Annotated in this window: 30 protein-coding genes and 2 tRNA genes; 20 read left to right on the top strand and 12 right to left on the bottom strand. The window is 41.0% G+C overall.

The genetic code is table 11. From position 1 onward, the window contains the following. A partial coding sequence (locus OEX01_04350; protein MDH5448217.1) for a hypothetical protein occupies positions 1 to 194 on the bottom strand: 194 nt, incomplete at its 3' end. A gap of 335 nt (positions 195 to 529) precedes the next feature. Between OEX01_04350 and OEX01_04345 the strand changes: the two genes are divergently transcribed. Then, entirely contained in the window at positions 530 to 868 is a 339-nt protein-coding gene (locus OEX01_04345) for a winged helix-turn-helix domain-containing protein (protein MDH5448216.1), read from the top strand. Between the two features lie 424 nt (positions 869 to 1,292). On the opposite strand, the gene OEX01_04340 is transcribed toward OEX01_04345, so the two are convergent. Together OEX01_04340 and OEX01_04335 are read right to left on the bottom strand one after the other, a co-directional pair. Then, a complete protein-coding gene (locus tag OEX01_04340) occupies positions 1,293 to 2,606 on the bottom strand; it encodes a hypothetical protein (GenBank protein ID MDH5448215.1) in 1,314 nt (437 codons plus the stop codon). Positions 2,607 to 2,708: 102 nt separating this feature from the next. Beyond that, positions 2,709 to 3,500, bottom strand: coding sequence for a winged helix-turn-helix domain-containing protein (locus OEX01_04335; protein MDH5448214.1), 792 nt, complete (start codon positions 3,498 to 3,500; stop codon positions 2,709 to 2,711). Positions 3,501 to 3,740: 240 nt separating this feature from the next. Here OEX01_04335 and OEX01_04330 point away from each other — a divergent pair, with 240 nt between their 5' ends. The 5 genes from OEX01_04330 to OEX01_04310 all read left to right on the top strand — a co-directional run bounded on the left by OEX01_04330 (position 3,741) and on the right by OEX01_04310 (position 6,374). Beyond that, a complete protein-coding gene (locus tag OEX01_04330) occupies positions 3,741 to 5,057 on the top strand; it encodes a glycosyltransferase family 2 protein (protein MDH5448213.1) in 1,317 nt (438 codons plus the stop codon). Between the two features lie 10 nt (positions 5,058 to 5,067). Further along, positions 5,068 to 5,163, top strand: coding sequence for a hypothetical protein (locus tag OEX01_04325; protein MDH5448212.1), 96 nt, complete (start codon positions 5,068 to 5,070; stop codon positions 5,161 to 5,163). 147 nt (positions 5,164 to 5,310) lie between these two features. After that, positions 5,311 to 5,928 (top strand): isoprenylcysteine carboxylmethyltransferase family protein, encoded by a 618-nt coding sequence (locus tag OEX01_04320; GenBank protein MDH5448211.1) that lies wholly within the window; start codon positions 5,311 to 5,313, stop codon positions 5,926 to 5,928. 24 nt (positions 5,929 to 5,952) lie between these two features. Continuing rightward, the gene (locus tag OEX01_04315; protein MDH5448210.1) at positions 5,953 to 6,111 is read left to right on the top strand and encodes a hypothetical protein; all 159 of its coding nucleotides are present in this window, start codon (positions 5,953 to 5,955) and stop codon (positions 6,109 to 6,111) included. Positions 6,112 to 6,212: 101 nt separating this feature from the next. Continuing rightward, positions 6,213 to 6,374 carry a hypothetical protein gene (locus tag OEX01_04310; GenBank protein ID MDH5448209.1) on the top strand — a complete coding sequence of 54 codons (162 nt, stop codon included), beginning with the start codon at positions 6,213 to 6,215 and terminating at the stop codon, positions 6,372 to 6,374. A 96-nt stretch (positions 6,375 to 6,470) separates the two neighbouring features. Here OEX01_04310 and OEX01_04305 read toward each other — a convergent pair. The 3 genes from OEX01_04305 to OEX01_04295 form a co-directional block, all read right to left on the bottom strand. Further along, a tRNA-Thr gene (locus OEX01_04305) sits at positions 6,471 to 6,543 on the bottom strand. A gap of 46 nt (positions 6,544 to 6,589) precedes the next feature. Then, complete coding sequence (locus OEX01_04300) at positions 6,590 to 6,745, bottom strand: hypothetical protein (protein ID MDH5448208.1); 156 nt, start codon at positions 6,743 to 6,745, stop codon at positions 6,590 to 6,592. Positions 6,746 to 6,750: 5 nt separating this feature from the next. Further along, positions 6,751 to 7,053 carry a flavodoxin domain-containing protein gene (locus tag OEX01_04295; protein MDH5448207.1) on the bottom strand — a complete coding sequence of 101 codons (303 nt, stop codon included), beginning with the start codon at positions 7,051 to 7,053 and terminating at the stop codon, positions 6,751 to 6,753. Between the two features lie 649 nt (positions 7,054 to 7,702). On the opposite strand from OEX01_04295, the gene OEX01_04290 reads away from it, so the two are divergent. Together OEX01_04290 and OEX01_04285 are read left to right on the top strand one after the other, a co-directional pair. Further along, positions 7,703 to 8,065 carry a nitroreductase family protein gene (locus OEX01_04290; GenBank protein MDH5448206.1) on the top strand — a complete coding sequence of 121 codons (363 nt, stop codon included), beginning with the start codon at positions 7,703 to 7,705 and terminating at the stop codon, positions 8,063 to 8,065. Positions 8,066 to 8,283: 218 nt separating this feature from the next. Then, a complete protein-coding gene (locus OEX01_04285; GenBank protein ID MDH5448205.1) occupies positions 8,284 to 9,447 on the top strand; it encodes an MFS transporter in 1,164 nt (387 codons plus the stop codon). Between the two features lie 458 nt (positions 9,448 to 9,905). On the opposite strand, the gene OEX01_04280 is transcribed toward OEX01_04285, so the two are convergent. The 4 genes from OEX01_04280 to OEX01_04265 all read right to left on the bottom strand — a co-directional run bounded on the left by OEX01_04280 (position 9,906) and on the right by OEX01_04265 (position 12,867). Continuing rightward, positions 9,906 to 10,487 carry a hypothetical protein gene (locus OEX01_04280; GenBank protein ID MDH5448204.1) on the bottom strand — a complete coding sequence of 194 codons (582 nt, stop codon included), beginning with the start codon at positions 10,485 to 10,487 and terminating at the stop codon, positions 9,906 to 9,908. 140 nt (positions 10,488 to 10,627) lie between these two features. Next, positions 10,628 to 11,383: a radical SAM protein gene (locus OEX01_04275; protein ID MDH5448203.1), complete on the bottom strand. Its 756-nt coding sequence runs from the start codon at positions 11,381 to 11,383 to the stop codon at positions 10,628 to 10,630. 142 nt (positions 11,384 to 11,525) lie between these two features. After that, a complete protein-coding gene (locus tag OEX01_04270; GenBank protein ID MDH5448202.1) occupies positions 11,526 to 11,894 on the bottom strand; it encodes a DUF5752 family protein in 369 nt (122 codons plus the stop codon). A 703-nt stretch (positions 11,895 to 12,597) separates the two neighbouring features. Further along, on the bottom strand, positions 12,598 to 12,867 hold the full coding sequence (locus OEX01_04265) for a hypothetical protein (GenBank protein ID MDH5448201.1): 270 nt from the start codon (positions 12,865 to 12,867) through the stop codon (positions 12,598 to 12,600). 220 nt (positions 12,868 to 13,087) lie between these two features. Between OEX01_04265 and OEX01_04260 the strand changes: the two genes are divergently transcribed. The 4 genes from OEX01_04260 (at position 13,088) to OEX01_04245 (ending at position 15,556) form a co-directional block, all read left to right on the top strand. After that, positions 13,088 to 13,462, top strand: coding sequence for a hypothetical protein (locus OEX01_04260; protein MDH5448200.1), 375 nt, complete (start codon positions 13,088 to 13,090; stop codon positions 13,460 to 13,462). Between the two features lie 154 nt (positions 13,463 to 13,616). Continuing rightward, positions 13,617 to 13,865, top strand: a complete 249-nt coding sequence (locus OEX01_04255) for a winged helix-turn-helix domain-containing protein (GenBank protein ID MDH5448199.1) — start codon at positions 13,617 to 13,619, stop codon at positions 13,863 to 13,865. Positions 13,866 to 14,021: 156 nt separating this feature from the next. Next, positions 14,022 to 14,726 (top strand): CPBP family intramembrane metalloprotease, encoded by a 705-nt coding sequence (locus tag OEX01_04250; GenBank protein ID MDH5448198.1) that lies wholly within the window; start codon positions 14,022 to 14,024, stop codon positions 14,724 to 14,726. A 338-nt stretch (positions 14,727 to 15,064) separates the two neighbouring features. Continuing rightward, positions 15,065 to 15,556, top strand: a complete 492-nt coding sequence (locus OEX01_04245) for a winged helix-turn-helix transcriptional regulator (GenBank protein MDH5448197.1) — start codon at positions 15,065 to 15,067, stop codon at positions 15,554 to 15,556. Positions 15,557 to 15,727: 171 nt separating this feature from the next. Here OEX01_04245 and OEX01_04240 read toward each other — a convergent pair. Then, positions 15,728 to 15,838: transfer RNA gene (locus tag OEX01_04240), tRNA-Met, on the bottom strand. Positions 15,839 to 15,979: 141 nt separating this feature from the next. Here OEX01_04240 and OEX01_04235 point away from each other — a divergent pair. The 5 genes from OEX01_04235 to OEX01_04215 all read left to right on the top strand — a co-directional run bounded on the left by OEX01_04235 (position 15,980) and on the right by OEX01_04215 (position 21,914). Then, positions 15,980 to 16,501, top strand: coding sequence for a DUF2096 domain-containing protein (locus tag OEX01_04235; protein ID MDH5448196.1), 522 nt, complete (start codon positions 15,980 to 15,982; stop codon positions 16,499 to 16,501). Between the two features lie 86 nt (positions 16,502 to 16,587). Next, a complete protein-coding gene (locus OEX01_04230; protein MDH5448195.1) occupies positions 16,588 to 20,172 on the top strand; it encodes a chromosome segregation protein SMC in 3,585 nt (1,194 codons plus the stop codon). Then, the gene (locus OEX01_04225; GenBank protein ID MDH5448194.1) at positions 20,172 to 20,864 is read left to right on the top strand and encodes a hypothetical protein; all 693 of its coding nucleotides are present in this window, start codon (positions 20,172 to 20,174) and stop codon (positions 20,862 to 20,864) included. Before OEX01_04230 ends, OEX01_04225 begins: the two co-directional genes overlap by 1 nt. Next, positions 20,845 to 21,456 carry an SMC-Scp complex subunit ScpB gene (locus OEX01_04220; protein MDH5448193.1) on the top strand — a complete coding sequence of 204 codons (612 nt, stop codon included), beginning with the start codon at positions 20,845 to 20,847 and terminating at the stop codon, positions 21,454 to 21,456. The genes OEX01_04225 and OEX01_04220 overlap by 20 nt, the downstream gene beginning before the upstream one ends. Positions 21,457 to 21,515: 59 nt before the next feature. Further along, the gene (locus tag OEX01_04215) at positions 21,516 to 21,914 is read left to right on the top strand and encodes a 30S ribosomal protein S8e (protein MDH5448192.1); all 399 of its coding nucleotides are present in this window, start codon (positions 21,516 to 21,518) and stop codon (positions 21,912 to 21,914) included. A gap of 6 nt (positions 21,915 to 21,920) precedes the next feature. Here the strand turns inward: OEX01_04215 and OEX01_04210 are convergent, their stop codons facing one another. Continuing rightward, positions 21,921 to 22,217, bottom strand: coding sequence for a signal recognition particle protein Srp19 (locus OEX01_04210; protein MDH5448191.1), 297 nt, complete (start codon positions 22,215 to 22,217; stop codon positions 21,921 to 21,923). Positions 22,218 to 22,494: 277 nt separating this feature from the next. Between OEX01_04210 and OEX01_04205 the strand changes: the two genes are divergently transcribed. The 3 genes from OEX01_04205 to OEX01_04195 all read left to right on the top strand — a co-directional run bounded on the left by OEX01_04205 (position 22,495) and on the right by OEX01_04195 (position 24,272). Continuing rightward, a complete protein-coding gene (locus tag OEX01_04205; GenBank protein ID MDH5448190.1) occupies positions 22,495 to 22,797 on the top strand; it encodes a Gar1/Naf1 family protein in 303 nt (100 codons plus the stop codon). Continuing rightward, positions 22,787 to 23,743, top strand: coding sequence for a transcription initiation factor IIB (locus tag OEX01_04200; GenBank protein ID MDH5448189.1), 957 nt, complete (start codon positions 22,787 to 22,789; stop codon positions 23,741 to 23,743). The genes OEX01_04205 and OEX01_04200 overlap by 11 nt, the downstream gene beginning before the upstream one ends. 106 nt (positions 23,744 to 23,849) lie before the next feature. Next, complete coding sequence (locus tag OEX01_04195; protein MDH5448188.1) at positions 23,850 to 24,272, top strand: keratin; 423 nt, start codon at positions 23,850 to 23,852, stop codon at positions 24,270 to 24,272. The last annotated feature ends 1 nt before the right edge of the window (position 24,273 follow it).

Raw genomic sequence — 24,273 nt, 5'->3', positions numbered from 1 at the left:
CGAATGTAGATAGTGATGTTTTGACTTGAACCGGGTTCTAAATAGCCCCAGTTGATAGTGGATACTTCGTTTATGCATGTGTTTTCCCAGTAGACGCCTACTCCTATAGAGTTGACGTTGCCTTGATTGTTGATGGTTCTGTTTCCGAATAGTATTCCGGAAGTGAGAACCACTGCTGTGACTGTCATTGTCATAACTGTTAAGAGTATTATTATGGAGAACCTTTGGTTGAGCATTTTTGGACCCAACCGTGTATGATATATGAAGTCTTAATAAACATTTTTGTAGGAATGTCGCACACAAATACACCAACACATCAATCCTCAAAAAAGAAGAACACTTCACCATTCTGAATCCAAAAAACTGTTCTACTCAAAAAGAAAACCTTCAAGGCTTCTTTAGAAGCACTAAACTAAAATTGCGGGGAAAGATATGTCGTTCCACGTAATATGGAATCTTGCGAAACACCCCTTTTAACACACCCTACCCGAGAATGTTATAGACAACATTTCTAGACAAGGTGTACAGATTGATAAACTGGGATAACCCGCGTAAACGTAGAGACCGCTTATTGATTATTGCAGAAATCCTTGACATTTCTAAAGATGGAGCACTGAAAACTCAGATTATGTATAAAGCCAACTTGAGTTTTTCCCAATTGAATACGTACCTTAAATTGTTGCTGAAAATACAGCTGCTTGAAATTATAGAAGTAAATGGAAAGAATGTGTATAAGACGACGAAGAAAGGTGTTGAATACATGCAAAGTTACAAGGAAGTCATTGAAATATTAAGTGGCAATTCTAGCAACAATAACTGTCCCCGGATTAAGGGCGGCCCGACAATATATTGGATAAAGAAGCCTTAACGATTAGGTTCGCTTAGCGCATCTTTTTCTCTAACGCAGCAAAGACGAGAAATAGTCCAGTGAATAAGAGAAGCCAGATAAAAATGGATACGCCAAGAATATTGCATTCGGCGATGGAGTTAATGGAGTTGAAGAATGATTTTAGGAGAGTGTGTAAATCCAACTTTGCTTCCTCCTCTTCTCTAGAAAAAATGTTTGTAGCTTGATTAATTGTTTATGAAGGGGAAGTATTTATTCAGACTTAATCCGACTAGCCTATGGGAGTGCTCAATCTATATTTTTTGGGGATCTGAGTTATCTTTGGAGATATTATTCGACTTTCTGCGTAAGGCTGGGAATTCGTCGAGAATTGCATTCTAAGTTCTAGATATATGTTCTCTTGCGGGCAGTCTGAAAAACCGCAAAAAAAGAAAAAAGGTGTGGTTTATAGGGTTCCTACGATGTTTAATGCTTTTCTTTTCCAGCGGACAGCTAAGATTACTAAGGTAATGATTGATGCCGTGCCAACCAGTAGCAGAAGTAGCTCGGGGGTTATTAGTGTTGGAAGAGTTTCCAATCCCAGTGAAGGGTCGTGTTCCAGAGTTTTGTTGCCAAAGTATGGGTAGCAAAGGAATAATCTCATGTGGTGACCTGCGGGAATATAGGAGGCTTTGACATCTACCACTGTCATATTTTCGCCGTCTCGAAGTATGGCTTTTGGAACGAATTTGAAGAATCCTGCAAAAGTTGCGTTTCCTCTTTCGAAGCGTAGTCTGAAGCGTTCTCTAAGCCTTGCTCGTGCTGTCATCGGTTGCTCGTGCTCAGTTAACGTTTTGTTTTGAATTATGCCTACTTGTGTTCCTTCAACATACATGCTTTGAGTCATCGATGAAGCCTCTATATTTCCATCTGTAGTTTCTACGTCTTGTTCGGCGAGATTGATTTTTTCTATCGGAATCGATGCAAGGTTTATCCACAAAGCCAGCCCTGCTTTTCTAATGGGCACATCTATGCCGTTTTCTGCAAGCTCTGCTAGTAGTGGTTGTATTAGATCGATGTTCCATGTCCAGTTTTTGACAATGAGGTCCATTTTGAGTTCGCCTCCACCGACGGTGTAAGTGTAGAGATCATCAACGTTTTCTGTTGCAGGAGTGTAGTAAAACCTACATCTTATGATAACGTTGTTTTCTGCGAATTCGAGGTTTGTAAACGGCACTTTGACTAAAGTAAAGTTGAAGGATAGGTATTGTACGTCGCCTTGTGTCACTTCTGTCGGACCCGTTAAGTTCCATTGACAAGCGCTAAAAGGTAAATAAGGCCTGTGTAACCCATACAAAAACGCAAGTTGCTGAAGTTGCTGTTGTATTCTATTTCGTATCGCTGCTTGAAGAATGTGCTGTTTCGGACCAAAGTATCTTTCATTTAACATTGTCTGCATTTTTTGCTCAGTTGCTTCGTATACACGTCTGTAGTATGGATAATCAAAGGTCATGAATTCGATAAGGCCTTTGTATTTAACCACATAGATGTTGCTTGTGTCATTTGCATACCACCACAAAAACATAGGTTTCTTTCCGCCAGATGGAAAAATTATGTTTATTTTGTCGGTTTTGATCCACTGCCATTTCTCACGGTAGGTCAAGATTTCAGGTTTTGTCAAAGTCTGCGCAGACGCTGGTTGAGCAATCAACGGAAGCGCTAGAGACATCGTCAAAATCGCCAAGATTGTTGGTCCGATCAAGTTTTTCCTTGTTTTCAAGCGTTTTTCACCAAAATAAACTTAGAAGCGGCTTCTTTTAAGGAAATCGCTTCTAGAAAACTCGAATATCGCGATAGAACAGTTCTAGAAACCTCGAACTTTTTATGATAACTGCCCTGTTGCTAGCAAGACTGCAGTGTTTAAGTAAAGCACCAACAAGCTCATCACGATAGATTTGTCTATGCGTAGTCCTTTGCTGAAGGAATACGCTGAAGACAGCAACATTACACTCCAAATTATGAGAACTAAAAGAAAGTAACGGGCAATCTCGTAAGAGAGGAACATGTAGATGTAGGGAAACAAAGCCGTAGGAAAGGACGCAATTCCAAGGCAGACAAACAACTGCAAATCTCCACCAATCCGTCTGAAGAACAAATAGATGACCAAGTCTGAGAAGAGAAAGAGGCTGACCCAGTTGAAAAGGTACAGCAGAGCCGTCGTTTCAAATTGGTAAGCGGTAAAGGACGAGTAAAAGAATAATAATGACTGCGATGAGGCAAAAGCGGAGCCGAGAGCACCCAAAACCAAAACTACAAGCGAGAGAGGCAACAGCCTTAAGGGTTGAGTGGTCTTCGCGAAGATAGGCGACAAGAACAGCCACTTAGCCAAGCGATGGCTAAAAGTTTCACCTAGCTGCAGCGTCGACGGCACACTCACACCTTTCAACGATTTATAAAGAAGCCGCCCACGATCATTCAGCTTGTATTTCCGCCGTTTATCTTGAGTTAGGTAGTCTGAGAGCATGTCCAAATGGTAGTAGACAGTGCCAACGCCTAGCCCCAGCATCTGTTTTAGCCCTTTGAAGCCTATCTTCTCCTGTTCGCCCAGTATCTCAATTATTTTTCGGCGAGCAGGGTCTCGGAGCAATGTATGGTAGCGGGATTGTTCGTCCATTGACGACACCGTGGTGTTGTCTCTTCTTAAGATTGCTAATAAGTTATTTATGGCTTGTGTGATGCTTTTTTTGGTGGAATATTGTTTTTTGGGGAATAGGGCTTTATTTCTAGTCTAACCCTAGTTTCTGCTGAAGGGAGAAATGTGGCGTTTTCGAAGCCGAAAACCAGTCGTCTATATTACTTACTGTTGGTGCTACCATTCGTTTTGGCGTTTGTTTCGTGGTGGGGTTTTCCTGTTTTGGCTCAGTGGTTATCAATGAATGTTTTTGGGTATGAGCCTCTGCTTAAGCCTGCGGGTTTGCTGTGGCATGTTGCTGTTATGTTGTATTATTCGTGGTTTACATTCTTAGCCATCGGCGTTGGAGGTTTGTTAGCGGTTGGTGCTTGGCTATCGCGACGCAGGGCGAAGCGGTGGAGGATTGGGTTTTATCCGATGGTTTCGTTTGTGGTACCGGCTTTTAATGAGGCGAGGCAACTACCGCGGTGTATCGGTAGTTTGTTCCGGTGTGCGGCTGAGTATCTTGGACCTGTTGAAATTATTGTGATGGATGATGGGAGTATGGATAATACGTATGAGGTGGCATTTGCTAGTGTGCAGTTGAATATGCAGAAGTATCCTAAGGTTCGGGGGCGGGTTGTGCGGCATATGGTGAATTTGGGGAAGGTGGAGGCTCTTCGGAGTGGAGCGAACCGAGCGTTGGGGCAAGTGATAGCGGTGGTGGATGCTGATTCCTGGTGGCAGCCAGATGCTCTCAGTAGTTTGGTGGAGTATATGCGAGCGGATGGGAGGGTGGCAGTGACAGGTTACGTTCATCCTAGTGATGGCGAAGCCGAGGAGAATCCGCTGGTGATTTTGCAGCAGTTAGAGTATAGCCAAGGATTAGGTGTTTTTCGGTGTGCTCAGGGTTTGGGGGATGCGGTTTTAGTGGTTCCTGGGGCGATTGGGTTGTTTGAGGCGGATATGCTTAGGGATATTCTGAATGAAAGGAGTTTAAAGTCAGTGGCTGAGGATTCTGAGATTACGCTAGAGCTACAGAAGAGGGGATACAAGATAGGATATTTGAACACTGCGAGAAGCGGGACGGTGGCACCTGGGGATTTTAGTAGTTTTGGGAGTCAGCGGTTGCGGTGGTTTGTAGGTTGGTTGCATAACACGTTGGGAGTTCATCGGGACGCGTTGTTGAGTCGGCGTTGGTTGAGTTTGTTGTTGTGGTATAGTTTAGTGGTGGAGTATTTTGGAGCTTTTGTGGAACTTGCTGCAGTTGCGAGTTTTCCGTTTTTGTTTTGGTTTGCCCCTGACAGGATCTTGTTTGTGTTGAATTTGCTGTGGTTTGGAGGTTATGCGTTGTCGGTGGGAGTTGTAGCTCAAGCTATTGCCTTGCGGTTTGCATATGGAGAACATAACCATAAGTGGTTGTTGTATTATACGCCGTTTTATACGATTTTATGGTTTGTGAATTTGTGGGCGAGGTTGTTTAGTTTGGTGAGGTATGCTTTTGGGTATAGAGGACAGTGGCGCACAACAAAACAAAGATTAACAACCAAGAAAAGCTGATGTTCAGTCAATCGCTGCCAAAAAGCGAGTACCAAGAACAACATTTCAAGAACACCTTAAGAAAGCTGAGAACAAGCTTTTCGCAACTCTCGTTTCCTGCATCTAACATATAGTCACGCGCCGCCAGAGAAAAGAGAAAGCCTTAAAATAAATAAACACGCGCAGAAAAGTTATAGGAGAACCAAAAGAACTAATTAGCATCGAGAAGAAACATCAGTAAATAATCCAAGTATTGGAACTCAAAAGTGGTAAAATGTGTATATGGTTTCTCATTTCCATATTAGGCGCGATTGCAACAATACCACTTCATTTTTTGTCGGTTGAGCATCTAAAACTTCAAGAAAGATATGGAAAGGGGAAAGGAACTAAAATTGGTGAGATTTATGGGCTCATTTCAGGATGGGGTTTCTTTTTCTTTTGGATGGGAATCTGGGGTTCACCTCAGCACAGATTTACTATTCCAATTCTTCAGAATTTATCAGTCCTACTTCCAGTTGTCAATTTCCCAATTCCTCTGCTCCACCTGACAATCTGCATATCATTCCTTATAGCCGGTGCTTGGCTTGCAATCAACGGCGTAAAAGAGACAACCCTAAAGGCAGCAGAAACGCATAGAACAGAGAAAATTGTCACCAGAGGGAGCTATTCTATTGTTAGACATCCACAATACCTTGGCGGATTACTTGCACATGTGGGAATCTCGTTTCTATTATCCGCATGGTATTCTTTACTCTCTACCCCCTTGATGATTGTGCTTGTTTTCCTCATATCAAGGAAGGAAGAGGAAGAGCTGATTAAAGAATTTGGCAAAGAATATGAAGATTATAAGAAAAAGGTGCCAATGTTAATACCAAGATTAAGAAGTCAATAAAAAGAACTTATCAAAAATACAGATGTGGAGATTGCTAAGCCGAAAATAGTCTACCCCGGAAAAAGCATGCACTTCTTCGCCTACGAAAGCTTAGTAATGTACACATTTGGATGCAAAAACAACGGCTTCAAACAAAAAGTCCTAGACGCAATAGAGTTCTCAAACCAAACATGGAGCAAATAACCCACACAAACACACCCCTTTTCTATAATGATTACAGCCAATAAACACCGAACAAAACCTTAAGAAACCAACCTACCTCAAGACTTCACAGGTGAGCTAGAATGAAAGAATACATATGCATCCAAGTCGGGCACCACAAAAAAATCGCCAAAGCAATCCAAGAGTACCAAAAACAAGGCTGGCACCTCCACACTTACCAAGCCCAAGGAACCCCAACCCTAGTCAACCACTACCTCCTCTTCGAAAAAGAAACCAAACCCTAACTCCCCCTTTTCTTCAAATGCCAGCCTATTTGCCGCCTAATAGGGCAGTCTAGTCAAAGCACCAAACACACACAAACCAACAGAAAACCATAAGGAAGCCCCGAGCGGGAATTGAACCCGCGACCTACAGCTTACAAGGCTGTTGCTCTAGCCACTGAGCTACCGAGGCATACACATCCACCTCAACAAAATCAACAAACATCTTAAATGTTTTGTCAAATCCTCAACTTAACCGCTACGCTTTTTCCAAACTCTTTACATTTGGGAAACTCTTCCTCTAGAATCGGACCCTTCATTCCCTGAACCTTTATTGACAGCCCAGAAATCAACAATTTAGATTCTGGAATTTTTTCTTTTATTCTCTTCTCCATCTTCTTCACAGCTTTTTCAAAATCTCCTTTGATATGTGTGTGTCAAAAACAGCAAACATCGTTCCCTTTAAAGAAAGCTTGCCGAGTTTGTCGATGAACTTTTTGATGCCTCTGGTTGGTCCGCCCCAATGATTCGGAGATCCAATCAAAATCGCATTATAATCAGGGATTTTCTCAAGATCAACTTCTTTGAGTTTACTGAGGACAACTTCTGTTCCTTCAACTTCTCTCATTCCTTCTATGATTGTTTTCGCCACAAGTTTAGTGTTACCATACTTCGACTCATAAACAATGATGACTTTAGACAACATGTTCACCTTTCACTTTTCCAACTTTAAGAGACTACGAGTATAAAGTTTTCTTCCGTAAGTGTTATTTTTGCAAAGATCTATCTTAGTGCTAATCTAGGTGCAAAAAGTATATAAGCATGACACATGTCATATTATTATGACGCATGTCATAGGCACAATGGAGGAAACTTGTTTTGAAAAAGAACTCTTCTCCTTTCTCCTTTCAAAAAAACAGAAATGGCAATGATCAAAGGCCTGTGACATACGTTCTCCTGCGCTTATCAGATCAGCCTTTAGAACCACTTTATCCTTTTGATCCGTTTGAACCGTTGAATCCTATAAGACGTCGCCCAATGCCCAAAAGACCATTCGAAGGTCCAGAAGGTATTTGAAATCGACCTTAAAATGACTTGTAAATATCACGCGTGCGGAATGATGGAGGAACATTTGTTTGGAAAAACTTCTTCTCCCTTCTCTCCTCAAAGGATAGCTACAATGATGACCAAGTTCCTATGGCAGATGCCAGTGCACATTCAACATCCTTAGTTGATGTTGTTCTTAGCTGCTGAAGCGTCAGACATTATGAGCGGAAGGAAATTCCTAAGGATGTATTATATAAGATTCTTGAAGCGGAGAAACAAGCTCCATCAGCAATGAATAGAAACCATTGCACTTCATCGTTTTAACCGAATATGAGATCAAAAAAGAGTTACCCAAACGACTCTTCACCAAGCATATCAAAGATTCACCAATTACCGTCGTCGGATGTGCAAATATGAGGTTTCTTAATAGAAAATGGTCTATTATTGGGACTTCAATTGCATTACAGAACATGGTCATTACTGCTTGGGTTATGGGAGTCGGATCATGTTGGATAGGAAGCTTCAACGAAGACAAGGTCAAACGACTGTTAAACATTTCTGACAATTGGAGAGTCGTAGCGCTTGTTTATTTTGGATATCCCAGTGAGAAACACCACCAAAAAAGAAGGAAGCCTCTTGAGAAGATAACAAGCTTCAATAAGCTCTAGAAAAGATACTAAACGATATGCATGCATGCTGTTAGAAAATTATAAACTTAGAAAGTTTATGGCTACATGCAACCTAGTTAAGCTCATACGACCTTCTAGTATATTCAAACCATCATTACAGAGAGACTTGAATGTAGTGTTTCAAGCGCACGCGTTATTGTGCTAAAGAGTTTATATTGTGGGATAGATCAGACTCCATATCTGCATCTGGTGGACTTGTGGTAAAGGGGGATTTTAAGCTTAGATTGCTTTTTTTATGTGGTTCTCACACTTTGCTTCATGTCTACACAAATCTCCCCCTTGCTCTTTTACCTATTCTAATTAGTGAATATAGGTTATCTATTGTCATTGCAAGCATTATTGTATCTCTCCCTCGAGCCTTCTCACTAATTTTTTCAGTTCCGAGTGGTTTGCTTGCTGATCGCTTGAGTCACACGAAGCTTATATCGTTCAGTCTATTTCTGGAAGTGCTTGCTGCTTCTTTGATAATGTTATTTCCTACGGTGGAGATTATCGTTCTATGTTTTTCCTTAACTGCTCTGGCATCAACCTTTTATCATCCGCCAGCTTTGAGTGCGACCAGCAGCATTTCATCTTCAGATTTCTTAAGTAGGGGGTTAGGTTTTCACGGTGCAAGCGGTACTTTTGGAATTTCTCTCGGGCCTATTACATTAGGACTTATTCTAAGTTGGTTTGATTGGAGATACGTTTATTTAATTTGGGTTGTGCCAATATCGGTTTTTGCAGTTACAGCCTTTTTCGTGAATGTGAATAAGCCTTCTCTTGTGGAGCATGATGAGAGAAAAGGAAAAGGTCTGACTACACCGTTAAAGGATGTTCTGTCTGTCACTTTCTTGTCTTTTCTTCTACTAATGCTTTTCAGAAGTGCTGCGGATGGAACAATTTCAACATATCTAACAACCTATCTCACTGGAAGTAAAGGGCTAGATGCTAGTCTGGCAAGCATCATTTTCGGTTTAAGTCCCCTAATTGGTTTGACAAGTGTCATTATAGGAGGTTATGCAGGGGATAAGTTAGGATGGAGAAGATCCCTTACATTGATTGTTTCAACGGTGACTATCGCTTTGTTCTGTATGTTTGTCTCAACTTCAACAATCCAAACTGTAGTATTCTACCTTGCTTATGGATTCTTCAATATTATGACTATGCCAATCACAACTTCGTTGGTCGCAAAAATCATACCGCCGAAATCAAGAGGAACTGCTTACAGCCTGCAGTTTATTCCTATGAGCATTATAGGGATAGTTATGCCAATAATATTAGGTGTATTAATCAATTTCCTTGAGATTTGGATAATTTTCCCAATGGCAATAGTTTTCTACATTATTGCTCTTGTTATTACTCAAGTTTTGAAAATGTAAAAGGAAATATTCTGGCGCGCACCTCAAAGTCGCACACAACCTTGAAGACACAAGTAAACCAATGTACTTGACTCGATATGAGTAGCAATGAACATAGAGATTTTGCTCTAGTAACAAATTGTGACTGCAATTTGAGTTTTCTTCAAGTGTCTTCAACATGTGCGTCGCTATTTAAAGTAACTTCATCGTAACGGTTTATTCGAGGTGAAAAATCATGCAAAGTGAATATAAAGCAAAAAAGGCTGAAGCGCTAATGCAATACGGGCGTTTTCAGCGTCTAAGAGCAATTTAGAACCCTTCTCTACTTTTTAGAATTAAACTCTTCAAAGACTTGCTCAACAACAAGTCAAAGGTTTCTAAGTTTCCATTTCTAAACCAATCAAAAAGTTAGAAATCACAAATTAGAAAATCAAGGAAAAAATATATAAAAAATAGGAGTTGCGTGCTCAGAATTTAGTTTACCAGAATTTCTTTTTCCTCGGCATAGCGATGATTTCTCTAAATTCTATTCCTTTCTCTCTATGGAAGAAGTCATTTGAATGGCACGATTTTACAATTACTGAAGTATCTGCTCCCTTTCCTGTCCCAGCAATGGAGACTACATCCTCACCAGGAGGTACTGCACCGACATCAGTCGCCATCATCACTATCTCGGCAGTGACTTTCATACCCTGCGAGAATCTTCTCAGGACATCCTTAATTATCGTGTTCTCACTGCAGTAGCCTGTGTGGAGCTGAGATATAGATTCGGCAGGGGATAAGAAAGAGTGTGTGCTTGTAACGATCTTCGCGTTCATCTCTTCAAGCTTCTTTCTGTTAGCTTCCGTGAATTCCGCCATTCCTGCATATTCGGTTACTACGACAACCTTCACGCCTGTATCCTTTAATGCCTCTGTTGTCTTCACGCCAGTCAATCCAGTCGCAGATGCAACAACTAAGTATTTCAAGCCCAGACTCATGGCAGCATTTTTAGCTGCTTCTATTGTCAGATCGGTATTCTGAGCTCCAGACTCTTCAAAATAGTGAACTTCCCTTTTCACCAAAAATCTTTCACCAGCAATAAAATCCTTACAGAATTGGTATTTAATACCTGCGATTGAAATCCCTTTAAACAAAGAGACTTAAGAGAGGCTAAACCAAAAATCTTACTGCACCGCAATAATCTGTTAAAGCATTTCATCTAAAAACACATTTCGCATTCCAACTTCTTTTCGAGGCAAATGTCTTGAATAATCGATCGAACTCTCACATAGTAGTCATTTTTCGAGCGTAGAACAGTCTGCCATTCACTCACTAGTTGAGGGTATTTCATCTTCACAGTTTCTTCAAGCACATTCCAAAGACCTGGCTTAAGGTTTAGCTTGTCGACGTACACATAGTCAACCTTCAGCTCTGCGAGAGTTTGAAAGTATTCTTCTAGGTTTCTATCGGATAGAAGAGGCAGTATCGGTCCGAAGAAAACATATGTGATAATTCCTTTTTTCTTCAGCTTCTTTATTGCATCTAGTCTCTCAGAAGCAGGCGAAGAGTGAGGTTCGAATATCTTCCTAACGCTTTCATCAAGACTAGTGATGGTGAAACCTACTTCGCAACTGTCAAACTTTGAAAGCAAATCCAAGTCTCTGAGCACTAGAGAAGATTTCGTTTGGATTGAAATTGGAAACTGATAATCTAGAAGAATCTTCAGAATTTCCCTAGTGATTCCATACTTGCTCTCTAATGGTTGGTAGGCGTCTGTAAGGGAGCTTAAGAATACTCGACCTTTTGGATGTCTTGGAATCGCTTTCTCTAAGACTTGTAGGGCATTAACCTTAACATCTACGAATTGTCCCCATAGTTCCTTATGCCTTGTAAAACGTCGAGTATATGATTCTGCATAGCAATATTTGCAACCGTGACCACAACCAACATATGGATTAATACAGTAGTCTGCCAAACGACTTCGATTAAGTAGAGACTTGCATGTTATCTCACTGATAAGCATCAAGAGGCACTAAACTTCAAATCAAAGTCGCTATATATTTGCTTTAGCATTTCAACCGTGTTAGCAAAGTTAGAACTTTTTTTCGCGTAAGGATCTATAGCGGAGTAGTGTGAGCGATAGAAAAATCTTCAGAAATGACCGTTGGCGTTGGTAGCATCTCTTTTAGTTCTTTGATTCGTATGTTGACTGTTGCATGTAGTTTCATTTTCAAATCGAAAGTGTTAGGGTTGATGTTGCCAATTCTTCTCGCTAGAGCAGAATCTCTTATGACATCTCTAATCCAATTCCCAAAATCTTTTCGCCTCAGATGAAAGACTAGTGATGCGGACGGGACAGTGTTTACTTTATCGCGGAAATCAATTAGGCTTGTGGCCACTTGTTCAGTGGGCTTTCCTATTCCTTCGTAGAAGTAAAAGGCCTTATCGCGACGTACAGTTCTCAAGATTGTCTTGATTTCAGACAATGATAGCTTTGCATTACTGCCTTGTGGATATGTTTCTGGTTTTTCCTTCTTATTGGAGAACATGTTTAATCGATGAAAGTTAGATTCTGATCAAGATATGTTTTATGAATCTCTGATTAACTTGCACGTAGCGTGAGCAGTTAGGGTTTCTAAGTTTCTATTTCTAAACAAATTGAGAAATTAGAAATTATAAATTAGAAACCTTAACTTGGCGGTGTGGATATGAGAATGTGAGCAAATATGAGGTTCTGTGATGAATGTGGCTCTTATCTGAGGGAAACAGCGGAAGGATTATGGTGTCCAAAGTGCAAGAGACTGATTTTCTCGAGACCAAGAGTAGAAGCTAAAAAGGTTGAGAAAAAGAGTCCTGCTATCTACGTTGTTGATAAGTCCAAAGAACATTATGCGAAAGTTTCACGTACATGCCCTAAATGTGGAAACGGAGAAGCGTTTCGTTGGTTCTCAAGCATTTCTGGTGAACATGCAGGTATAAGACGAGAAAGAACTTTGGAGCATTTCAAATGTACTAAATGTTCTCACTCGTGGAGCAAGAGTTCTTGAAGTAAGAGCGTTTGAAAGATTCTAATTGAGAGCATTACAAGGAATCAGAGTATGTTTGAGTTTGAGAAAGTGTTAGCCAATAGTTTTCTGGTTTTTGACTTAGAGATTCCTTTGTTTATAGAGTTCGCGCGCGCACTGGACTCTAACGAATCTTACCTAGATGATGTGCCTCAACAACTGTTCCGATCATTAGAATGACAAGACCGCCAACAATTAACGATAGTCCAAACGCTAATTGTCCAGTGGTTATTGAGGTTAATAATCCGAGAATGATGGTAATTATGCCGACTCCTATGCACATTCCGTCCACAAGTGCTGAGAACCTATGTCTCTTTGTTTCTTCAATAGTGTCTGAAGGCACGTATTCATTTATGGCTGTCTGAACAGGTTTAGAGTAATTTTCTGCTCCCACTTTAGAGCACCAAGAAAACATGGTGTTTCTTGTCGATATAATTAGTTTATTAATTGTGTATCCTTATTCAAAATCAAATTAAATGCGTGCGCATTATGTGTTTCTACTTTCTACTTTGCAACATGATTGAAATTTTATAAACTCCTATTTTTTCTCCAGTCAGAAAGTTATAAAATTAGAAAGTCCATTTAGATTGTGAGTGTGTATAGGTGAAATGTAAATGAGTCTACACTCTGCAGGCAATATGGTTGCAGCATATTCTCTTCTAGTTGGTCTTATGATGATTGGAATGTGGCTTTCTCTCTTTTTGAAGAAACAAGTACCAGAACTGCGAGAAAAACCTAAAGCGATATCATTTCATCTTATAGCTGAAGTCTCCACTGCTGTTCTGTTGATTGTCTCTGGGATTGGATTATTCCTGAGTAGTGAATGGACATGGATGCTGTCACCTATATCGCTTGGAATGTTGCTGTACAGTATCATCAACAGCCCAGGAAAATATGCTGATGAAAATAATTTGCCTATGGTAACTGTGTTCTTAGTACTCATCATACTAACAGTAATAGCTATAGTCGCACTGTTCATACTAGTCTAATAATACAACGCTTCAGTATGTTCAAACTATCAGTATAGAGAGACTAGAGGGAAGAGAGAGGCTGAGGGAAGGCTAAACCAAACGATTGTGAGTAGTGGTGATCCATAGATAGTGTTTTATTCGCTTTGACACCATATGTGTTATTGGTGTTTGAGTGTCTCATAGAAGAGCGAGACATGATATAATTATGGAGATTCTGAAAATCGGTAGAAAGGGAGCAAAGAAGACAAACATAATGTACAAGGCTAGACTGAGTCACACTCAGCTTGAGAAATATCTAAGAGCTTTAGAAAGGGAAAACTTCATAGCTGAAGAGTCTGGTGTTTGGAAAACAACTGAGAAAGGTCTATATGTTATAGAAGCTTGTAAGTTATGTCAGCGTCTAGTAGAAGAAGTTCCATGAATACACAAAGTTTTCTAAGTTTCTATTTTCTAAACTAGCTAAAAGGTTAGAGAATTCTCAAATTTTTTCTTAGCTCGGAAATTATAAATTAGAAGAGAATCTATTTCTACGAACAAATAAGAACTGCCATTAAGAATTAACACTGAGGAAAAGGAAATGAAAAATCCATCCGAGTGGAGCGCAAAGATAGCATTGGCTTGTTACTTTGCCCTAATCGGCGGAATCTTAATAAGTTCAATAATGGTGTCACTCGTACTATTTGGCATGGGAATGGATTTCATAGACTTGCCTTTTCCGATTGCACTAATATCTCTACCTATAAATGAGACGATTCTTCTAGGAGTTACACTTTTGTTCGCTAGATATAAAGATGTCAGTTTGAAGGAATTAGGTTTGAAAAAGGCGAGTTTTAGAATCCTAGTGATCGTTTCGGTTCTTGCAGTGTTTCTTTTCCTTTTAGGTTTAAGTATTTCCATCGGTGAAGAGATTGTTTTTGGGCCCGATCCTATGGCAGAGCCTTTTTCTCAGGCAGTAATACCCAAAGACTTTTCTCAACTGGCTATTCTAATTGTTCTATCTTTAGTTCTGGTTGGACCTGTAGAAGAGTTGGCTTTTAGAGGATTTGTTCAGAAAGGCTTTGAAAACTCATTTGGGAAGATGAAAGGTCTATTGGCCGCTTCTGTTCTATTTGGGGTTTTACATGGTCTCAATACTCTGTATGCGATTGTTCCTGCGTTCATTGCTGGTATGGTCCTTGGTTACGCGTGGCAGCGAACTGGTGGAAATACCATTGCTTCAGCATTAATGCATGGGATAAACAACTCGATATCTATTGCAATAGCGTATTTTGCTACTGTCTGAAGACAATGTGCTCGCATTAGAGTCTCCTAACGCTTGCTAGAGAAGTATTGGCATCGAATCTTAAAATTGAGAGAAACGAAGCATACACTCATTTTGCTCATAACTTGACTTTTGGAAATTTCTTATATAAAAAATTAAATAAGAAAACTCTTAGAATAACCTACAAAAATTCCAAGCACCAGCCCACCTCTCTTTAGCCCTTTAGTTCTCTTCAGCCTCTACACGACCTAAGCCTCCCTCCAGTCTCTCTATTAAAACATGTATGAAAATTGTACGAATCTTATACATTTATTCTTTAAACCAAAAATCGTAAATTCAACTTTGACAGATTGTTAATTATGCGAAAAGATCTACCTAAGAAATTATTAATAGAATTACTAAGAAACTCTAAGGAAAGCGATAGAAAGTTAGCTAAAAAGCTAGGAGTTTCACAGCCAACTATAACACGAACTCGTAGCAAAATTGAACGTGAAGGTTTCATCAGAAGTTATACAATCATCCCTGACTGGAGAAAGCTAGGCTTTGAAATGCTTGCTTTGACATTCACAAAAATGGATCCGAAGATAGTTTCTGAAGAACTAATTGGAAAAGTTAGAGCCTATGCAGCAAAGTTTTCAAACGCAATTTTCGCTTCTTCAGGTGAAGGATTAGGAATGACTGGAGTAATAATGTCATTGCATAAAGACTACAGAGACTACGCTAAGAAATTAGCTCTATTCCGAAGCGATTGGGGACAGTACATGGAGGATATTCAGAGCTTCGTTATGGTTACTGATGAAGGCGTAATCAAAGAATTTTCATTCAAATATCTCGACGAAAGCCTTCTTTAGCGAATTGAACGAATACCACTCTATAATTAGTCTATCTTCAACTCTTAGTCTCCCTTCAGTCTCCATATTCAAACAGATTTGAAAAATGATCAGTCACCTAAAACCTCTTAAATAGTCAAGGTTTTCATGAAACAAAAGCAAATAACACGTTTACTATGCATTGTGTTGTAGTGCCGGGGGCGGGATTCGAACTCGCGACCTCTGGGCTTGGGCTCACAAGGCCCCTTTCTTCGCTCTCCAGATTATGAGTCTGGCGCCCAAACCAGGCTAGGCTACCCCGGCTCAACCAATCTTTTTCCACAAGCTACAATAAAGCCTTTCCGAAACAAAACCATCCTTTTTTAATAAAAACTTATCTAAGCAATCACTTTCTTAACTCTTTTAGTCAAACCTCACAAAAAATAACAACAGGAGAAAAAACCTATGGATTACGAACAATGGTGGAAAACCCTAGAAACCCTCATCGCCGAATTTCGGAAAAAGCAATTAACAATTCCCACAGAAGTTATGACGTCCTTGCGATCTGCAAAAACCATGATAAACGTTTACAACGCAGACCAATCCTACCTAGAGTCCATCCCAACCATAGAGAATTACCTAATAAACGTCGAATCCAACCTCATAAACATGGCGAAAGAAAAATTCGGTCAGGCCTTCATGGAGCGTTGGATTAAAAAACTGGAAGATGCTAGAAAGGAAGTGAAACCAAAAGCCGAATCCACAACTTCACGATTCATTCTAGGGCTTCCAAAAGGTGAGCATTGGATAAGAGTTCTTCCCTCAGACGACGTTCTTAAAGAAAATGTGGAAAAGTTGGCTGGCGAATTAGGGCTTTCCTGCAAGATGCAAAAGGACGGTTATATGTTGGTGTATGGTAGTAAAGAAAAAGTAAAGGGTTTTGTCAAAAAGATGGCGGAGAAATGTCGAGGAACCCGTAAAAATTAGACTTTTTTGTTTAAAAAACTGTTATACAAGAGATGAAGTTATTTATAGAAGAGTTCTATAGAAGAAACTCTAGCCAATAGACTGGCTTGAAAGCCAGAAGGCGGTGGAGCGACCTCAGAAAGATGCCCTATGTCAAAAAAATCGAATTAAAAGGCTTCAAATCTTTTGGACCAAAAACAGTAACTGTCACAATAGACAAGGGCTTCACAGTCGTAACAGGACCAAACGGCAGTGGGAAAACAAACATCGTGGACGCAATTCTATTTGTTTTGGGTGAACTTAGCGCGAGGAGAATGCGCGCTGAAAACCTAGCCAAACTGATTTTCCATGGTTCTCCAGATGCAGGAATAGGAAAAGCGAAATCGGCTAAAGTTGTGCTTCAATTCGACAACAAAGATGGACGCATACCTATAGACACAAGCACTGTAACGATTTCTAGAGAGGTTTTCAGAAACGGGCAATGTGTCTACCGACTTAACGGGCGAAGAATTTCAAGAACAAACATCCACAACATGCTTTCCATAGCTGGAATCACATCAACTGGTCACAACATAATATTGCAGGGCACAATTACTCGCATGACAGATATTTCTTCAAAAGATCGCCGGAAAATTATTGAAGACCTGGTTGGCATTGCCCAGTACGATTCTGAGAAGGCAGAAGCGGAGGAAAAACTTCGAGTAGCTGAGATTTCAATTCGAACTGCCATGGGACGAATTGATGAAGTGCAGAAGCGAGTTGACGATCTTGAAAGAGAAAGAAACGAGTTGCTTCGATACAACTTCATACAAAATGAGATAAAGCGATTTGGAGCGATGAAACTTTCTCACCAAATCACAGTCACTGAAGAGAAACTTGCGGAAATCTCTTCAAAACTTGACGAAGCTCGGGGTAAAGCTGAAAACCTACGGCAAGTGCGCGATGATATGCGGGGTCATCGCCGTTCGATTGAGGGCGAGTGGAGAAGGCTTAGTTCAGATATGGTGGAGGAAGGCGGTTCACGAGTCCTTGAAGTTCAAATCAAAATAGGAGATCTGAAATCGAGACTTACTGAACTTTCAACAAAGATTGGCGCAGGCACAACCACTCTTGAAGGTTTGAAGAAAGTTAGAGAGAACAACGTTCAGCGGCGCGACTCGATGCGGGAGGAAATAGATAAAAGTCGTAAGAGAATGCGACAGTTAAAAGGAAAACGAGAGCGGTTGTTGAAGGAGATTGACGCTAAGCAAGTTGAACACGATACTTTTGCTAACGAGACTACGCAGCTGTGGGGAAATATTGGAGAAAACAGTAAAGAAATTCGAGAAACCGAACAGCAACTTGATAGATTTTATCAAGAACTTGCTGATTTAAAAGCTGACTATGCTCGAAAGCAAACATCCCAGAAAGTTCTACTCCGTAGACTAAGCGATCTGAAAACTCGAAAAGAGAGATTCACTGCTAATCTAGAAGAGCTTGAAAAATCCTTCACCGACTTGAGGGAGGTTCAAAAGGAACAGAAGACGCATCTGAATAATCTGCAAAAGTCGCTTGAACGAAGAGGTATACAGAGAGAAGCAGTTGAACGAGAAATTGATGAAGCAGGAAAAATTGCTGGCACAGCACGCGAAGCTGTTGTTGAGTTTGCAACCCAGCGCGAAATCGCCGAAACAATCGCCTCGGAAGAAAACGCCTTGAGAAACATTGAAGAATTAAGCGCGCTCGGAGTCATCTCGGGCGTCTATGGTCGTCTTAAAAACTTGATCAAAATTGAGAGACGCTACAGAAAAGCTTTGGAAGCAGCTGGGGCCGATTGGCTGGACGCCCTTGTGGTGCGTGATTTCGACGCTGCATTTACGTGTGCTGAGACAATAAGACGTTTAAAGCTGGGTAGAATTAAAATTATTCCAGTGAAAGGGTCAACGAGAAAAGTTGTGAATCCGCCGGAAATAAGAAATGTAGAAGGGTTGGCGACGGCCTTTGTGAAGTGTGCGAAGGAACATGAGCCGGCTGTTGATTTTGTTTTTGGCGACACGCTTGTTACGAGGAATGATAAGACAGCGTTAGGTGTTTGTCGAAACGGGTATAGAAGTGTAACGATTGACGGAGATATTTATGAAACTGGTGGAGGGCTGGAAAGCGGCTTTTTCCGTGCACCTCTCGATTTCTCCACTATAATTCCCAGCGAAACTGCTATCAAAAACCTAGATGAAGCAGTGAGAGCCCTTCAAGAACATTTAGCGAGAAGAGGAAAAGATATTTCATTTTTCGAAGAAGAAATAGAACGAACTAGAAGTGAGATAACAAGATTATCCGAAGCCATAGCCACTCTCGGTGCTGAAATAGTTAGAGTGAGAAAGAGCGTTAAAATTACAAAACGAAACATTCGACGAATAGGCTTTTACACTCAAGGCATTAAAAAGAAGTTGGAAAAGGAAAATATGGAAATTGGGATTCAAAAAACTCAACGTCGTGCAATCCGAAAAGAGATGCAGGAGCTACGTGGCAAATTAGCTGATTTGAGGCGTAAAACCGACCCAACGCACATTCAAGAGTTGGAAGTTCAAAGGGACAAATTGGCTGAGAATATTATTGCGTTTAGACAAAACCTGGGAAGCATCGAAACAGAACTGTCAACTTTGCAATCTAAATATGTCAACGTTTTGAAGTTAGGCTACGAAAACGTAAAAGTTCAACTTAGGAAAGTGGAAAAACAGCTTACAATTGTTGAAAAAGAAGTAGATGAGGCATTACACGAGAGGGAGCAGCTAAAAGAAGAACTTCTTAAGCTTGAAAAGTCTCGAGAGGAACTTTCTCGCACTGTCCTGAGTGCAAGAGAGGAAGCAAAGAAATTCACTGCTCAAATTGACGACATTGATAAAGAACTCAAAAAGATAGATTCTGAATATGAACTTGCAGACCGTTTGTGCAATCAACTTCAACTTTCACTTCAAACATCACAGCTAGAGCTGAACAATTTTAAACGGCAGTTGAGAGAATTCGGCTATGACAAAGCAATACCTATAACTCCTAGACAACTTGAAGAGGCCGAAACTTCTCTCAGAATGATGAAATTTGAACTGGAACGCTTAGGAGCAGTTAACCAGCTTGCTCTTTCCCACTACGCTGAACAAATATCACGCTACAAAGAACTGTCACTACGTATGAATGAACTGGAACGCGAAAAACAAGCTATAATCACCTTCATGGACGAAGTTGAACGCAAGAAACGCACAATATTCATGGAAGCCTTCGAAAAAACAAACAAAAACCTAGAAAAATACTTCTCAAAAGTAACAGACGGCGGTCATGCAGAGTTGAAGCTAGAGAACCTCGAAGAACCGTTCGCTGGGGGTATCGACATGATAGTTCAGTTCCCCAACAAACAACCCTTGCTCGTAAGCGGATCCAGCGGCGGAGAAAGATCAGTTTCGGCAGTTGCATTTTTGCTTGCCATACAAGAGTTTATGCCTGCCGCATTCTACATTCTCGACGAAGTTGACGCCCACTTAGACGCTTTCCACATTGCTAAACTCGGAGAGCTTTTGGCAGAAGAATCAGAAAAGTCTCAGTTCATAGCAGTTACATTGAAGCCTGAAATGGTTAACAAAGCCCAAAAAATCTACGGAGTTTATGAACGCAACGGAGTCTCCAACGTGATTTCTACCATGTTCACGGAGGCTAAAGCCTAGTGTCCATGCAAAAGCCTTTCTATCTGCAACCCCCTTGGAATATTCTCTTTGAAATTCACAAGCTTGAGAAAGTAAAGCCTTGGAAAGTCAATATATCCTTCCTGCTAGCATCTTTTTTGGATGAAATGCAGAAACAAGGCGAAGTTGATTTCCGCGCGTCAGGCGTAGCTTTGGACTCTTCCGCTTTTATATATCTGATGAAGTCGAAGCTTCTGCTAAAGCTCGAAGAGCCGCTCGCTCCACCTAAACTTCCACCAGAATTTATCCCACCACCGATTTTCCTCCCACTACGATACGAATTGACCTCCACCACAATTGAACAACTGCTAGGAGCTCTAGACTCAGTTTTGAAAGGTGAAAAACTATTACCATTAAAGCCTCGCTTAGAGCCTATTCTGCCGCCGCCAACCGACATCTTGCCACAAATTGACCGCTATTTAATGGAAATCGAAACTTTAATGGAGAAGCTGTACAGTAAAATGCTTCGCCTCGCCAAAGGAAAGCCGTTCTTAAACTTCACAAAACTTATGCTAGGCAAGGACAGGGTTGAAGCAATCCGCACCTTTATTCTTCTTCTCTTTCTAGCTCAAAGACAAAAAGTTCTGCTCTGGCAGAAGGAGGAGTTTGGTGAAATCTACATTTCTGTAAATGGAGCGGCAGTTGTTGAAGGAAATGGAGCAAGCGTCGCCTGAGGCAACATCGCCCGAAATGGAGAAGCAGAAACAGCGTCTAGCGTTGATAGAGGCCGCATTGTACGTCGCGGGAAGACCGCTAGACTTGAAAACTTTGGGTTCTATAATTAGGACACGTTCCAAGAACCTAGTAAAACAGCTAGCACGCACTCTAAAAGAAGAGTATGACAATCGAAACATGAGTTTGGAAATACTAGAATACGAAGATGAACGCTTTGTAATGCAGCTAAAGGCAGAGCACTCCCCACTAGTACAGAGACTAGCCATGCGTGGCTACGTACATCCCCTCCTGACACCTGGTCCATTGAAAACGCTTTCCTATATCGCTTACAGGCAACCGATCTCCCAAAAACAAGTGCTAAACGTCCGCGGTCACCATGTTTATAGTCATCTGAAACAACTAGAGGAATTAGGACTGATTACGCGGGAACGTATAGATCGGAAAAAGGTTCTACGGACGACCCCATTTTTCGCGGACTGCCTTCGCCTAAGCCACGACCCACGCACTATGAAACGGCAACTTAAAAAACATCAGCTTAAAAAGGTGTTTGAATCCGCCGAACACGTGTCAAAAGAAAAAGAAGAGAAATAGCGCTAAGCTTATATGTCGAATTTAGGTAGTCTCATCAAGTTTCCAATGGAGATATAAAATTGTCTGTTTGGCACGGCGATTCACACAAAAAGAAACCTTCAGGCGGTCGCAAACGATCTCACCGCAAAAAGCGCCGCTTTGAACGAGGCTCTTTTCCAACAGAAACCACGCTGGGTGAAAGAAAACTAAAAAAAATTCGCAGACGAGGGGGCAACCTAAAAACACGAGCCTTCAGCGAAAAACAAGCGAGCATTTCCAACCCAGCAACAGGAAAAACAGAAAAAACAGAGATTTTGCGTGTGGTGCAAAACCCAGCTAGTATAGACTACGACAGACGCGGTGTAATCACAAAAGGAACAATCATAGAAACAAAGCTAGGACTTGCACGAGTAACCTCACGTCCTGGACAGCATGGTCTAATAAACGCTATTTTAATGCCAAAAGAAACAAAAAAGTAAGAGTTCTCATTTTTTCGCTTGCTGCCGAATAGTCACTATCTCTTTAGCAATTTTCAGTAAAGTTTGCATTTTTGACCCACTTTTCTGCACCCATATCCGTCCAGTTTTTCGCCAAGGAACTGCTGGATGAGCGGCGTTTACTTCGGCTTCCGGCTTTAGTCCTAACTGTTCTGCCGCTCTTTGAAGTTCTGCTAAGTTCGGGTTTGAAACCGCAACGCTCCTCGGAACTTTTCGTCCTTCTTTTCTTGTCTTGGAAGAATCGAAATTGACTGGCCAAACAATTGCCTTCTTCTGCTTTTGCAAATCTTTTTCCTCTTTAGAACATTACATTTATTTTGTTCTTTTGTATTTCTATTTTCTTGCCGGATGATGAAAAGGTATTTGCTTGACTCGATGATATTTCAGAGTTACACAGACGGCAACCCATAAAGCTCTGGAACACTACACTCGCTGGGCGAGTTAGAACTTCCTTAAAATTGATGATTTCTTGTTTTTAATCCAATGCCTTTTCCTTTTTTTGCGCAGCAATTTTTGGCTTTTAAGTTTTTCGGTTGCACAAGGTTTAAATAAGGCGCGGTTTTTGAAATTTCTGTCCTTTTGTGAGGGGGATCCAGAAAAGTTGAAGCGTTTAGGCCGTGTGCTTCACGTAAGTTCAAGTCGGAATCTAATTCTAAAAGCAGAAAATTCGCCAAAAATCGGCAACAAAGTTGTAGATGAAAACCTAAAATTCGTTGGCACAGTTTTTGATGTTTTCGGTCCGGTTTCCCAACCTTACGTCTCAGTAAAACCTGTAACATCAGAGCCACAACGGCTGATTAGAAATACATTATATACAATTCCCTCTGCTAGAAGGAGAAAGGAGAAGAGAAAATATGGGAGATAAAAGAGGCTCTACATCCACCACTGCTTCCCCACAACCAGTAAAAATACGAAAATGTCCCGAATGCGGAAGCGACCGCCTTATACGTGATTATGAAACTGCTGAAATAGTTTGTATGGATTGCGGCATTGTCATCGCCGCAAAGCTCCAGGACAGAGGACCTGAATGGAGAGCATTTGACCAAGAGCAACGCGCTAAAAGAACACGGGTAGGTGCGCCGTTAACGTATACGATTCATGACAAAGGCTTGTCTACTATGATTGATTGGCATGACCGAGACATTTATGGTAAGCGTCTTTCACCTGGCCAAAAGGCACAGGTCTATCGTCTTAGAAAGTGGCAACGACGTATTCGAGTTTCAGACGCTACTGAACGTAATCTAGCTTTTGCGCTTTCGGAAATCAGCAAAATCGCCAACAACCTCAACTTACCCAAGAACATTATTGAAACCGCTTCTGTAATTTACCGAAAAGCTGTAAAGGAGCGTCTCATTCGCGGTCGATCCATTCAAGGTGTAACTGCAGCCGCAATATACGTTGCATGTAGACAGTGTGGTCTTCCAAGAACTTTAGAAGAAATTGCGCAGGCTTCAAACATCAGTAAGAAAGAAGTTGGGCGTAGCTACCGTTTCTTAATTAGAGAGCTTGATTACTTTATTCCGCCGCTTAAGCCAAGCCAATATATCGCGAAGTTCTCAAATCAGTTGACGATGCAGGGCAAGGTGGAAGAGATAGCTCATAAAATCTTGGCAACTGCAAAAGAGTTGAGATTAACCTCTGGAAGAGGCCCCACGGGTATCGCTGCAGCCGCAAGTTACATCGCGTCGGTCTTAACAGGAGAAAGAAAAACACAGCGGGAAATTGCAGAGATTGCGCAAGTGACGGAAGTAACAATAAGGAATCGTTACAAAGAACTTGTGGAACAACTCTCATTCATAATAAGCATCTAGTCTCCACCGTTTCCCTTTTTTTGGTTTTTTGCGTCATAAATTGCGGCCTTACGTATACCAAAACATTTTAGCATAGAATTACCTAGTTAGATTGGAGCGGTATGTCTTGACTAACTGTCCAAAGTGTGGAGCTGAAGTTGACGTCCCCTTCAAGACATGGTCTGTATCAAGAAAAACTTCTAAACCGGGCGGTGCAACCGAGATTTTTTTTGGAATGTTTGAATGCCCAGAGTGTGGAAACAAGTTTCGTGCTGGTATGAAAAAAGAAGAGGAGAAGAAAGAGATAAGCATAAAAGGTGTTGCTGAGAAGATTAAAGGAATTGAGGGAGAACTTGTGAATACGCTGAAAAACCTGAGGGAAAAACTCAAAACTTTGGAAACCGAACGAGCAAACCTCCTATTGGAGATTGACGGACTAAAAAAAATGGCGGAGTCAAAGGCTACTGCTTTGGAAAGCGAAATCGGCATGTTAAGAGAGGAGGTACAGTCGCTAAAGCAGTTGCTTGGCGTCGGCGAAATGGACACGTAAT

This window comes from Candidatus Bathyarchaeota archaeon (assembly GCA_029882535.1).
GTDB lineage: Archaea > Thermoproteota > Bathyarchaeia > Bathyarchaeales > SOJC01 > JAOUKM01.
This window is presented reverse-complemented; position numbering and strand designations above follow the sequence as displayed.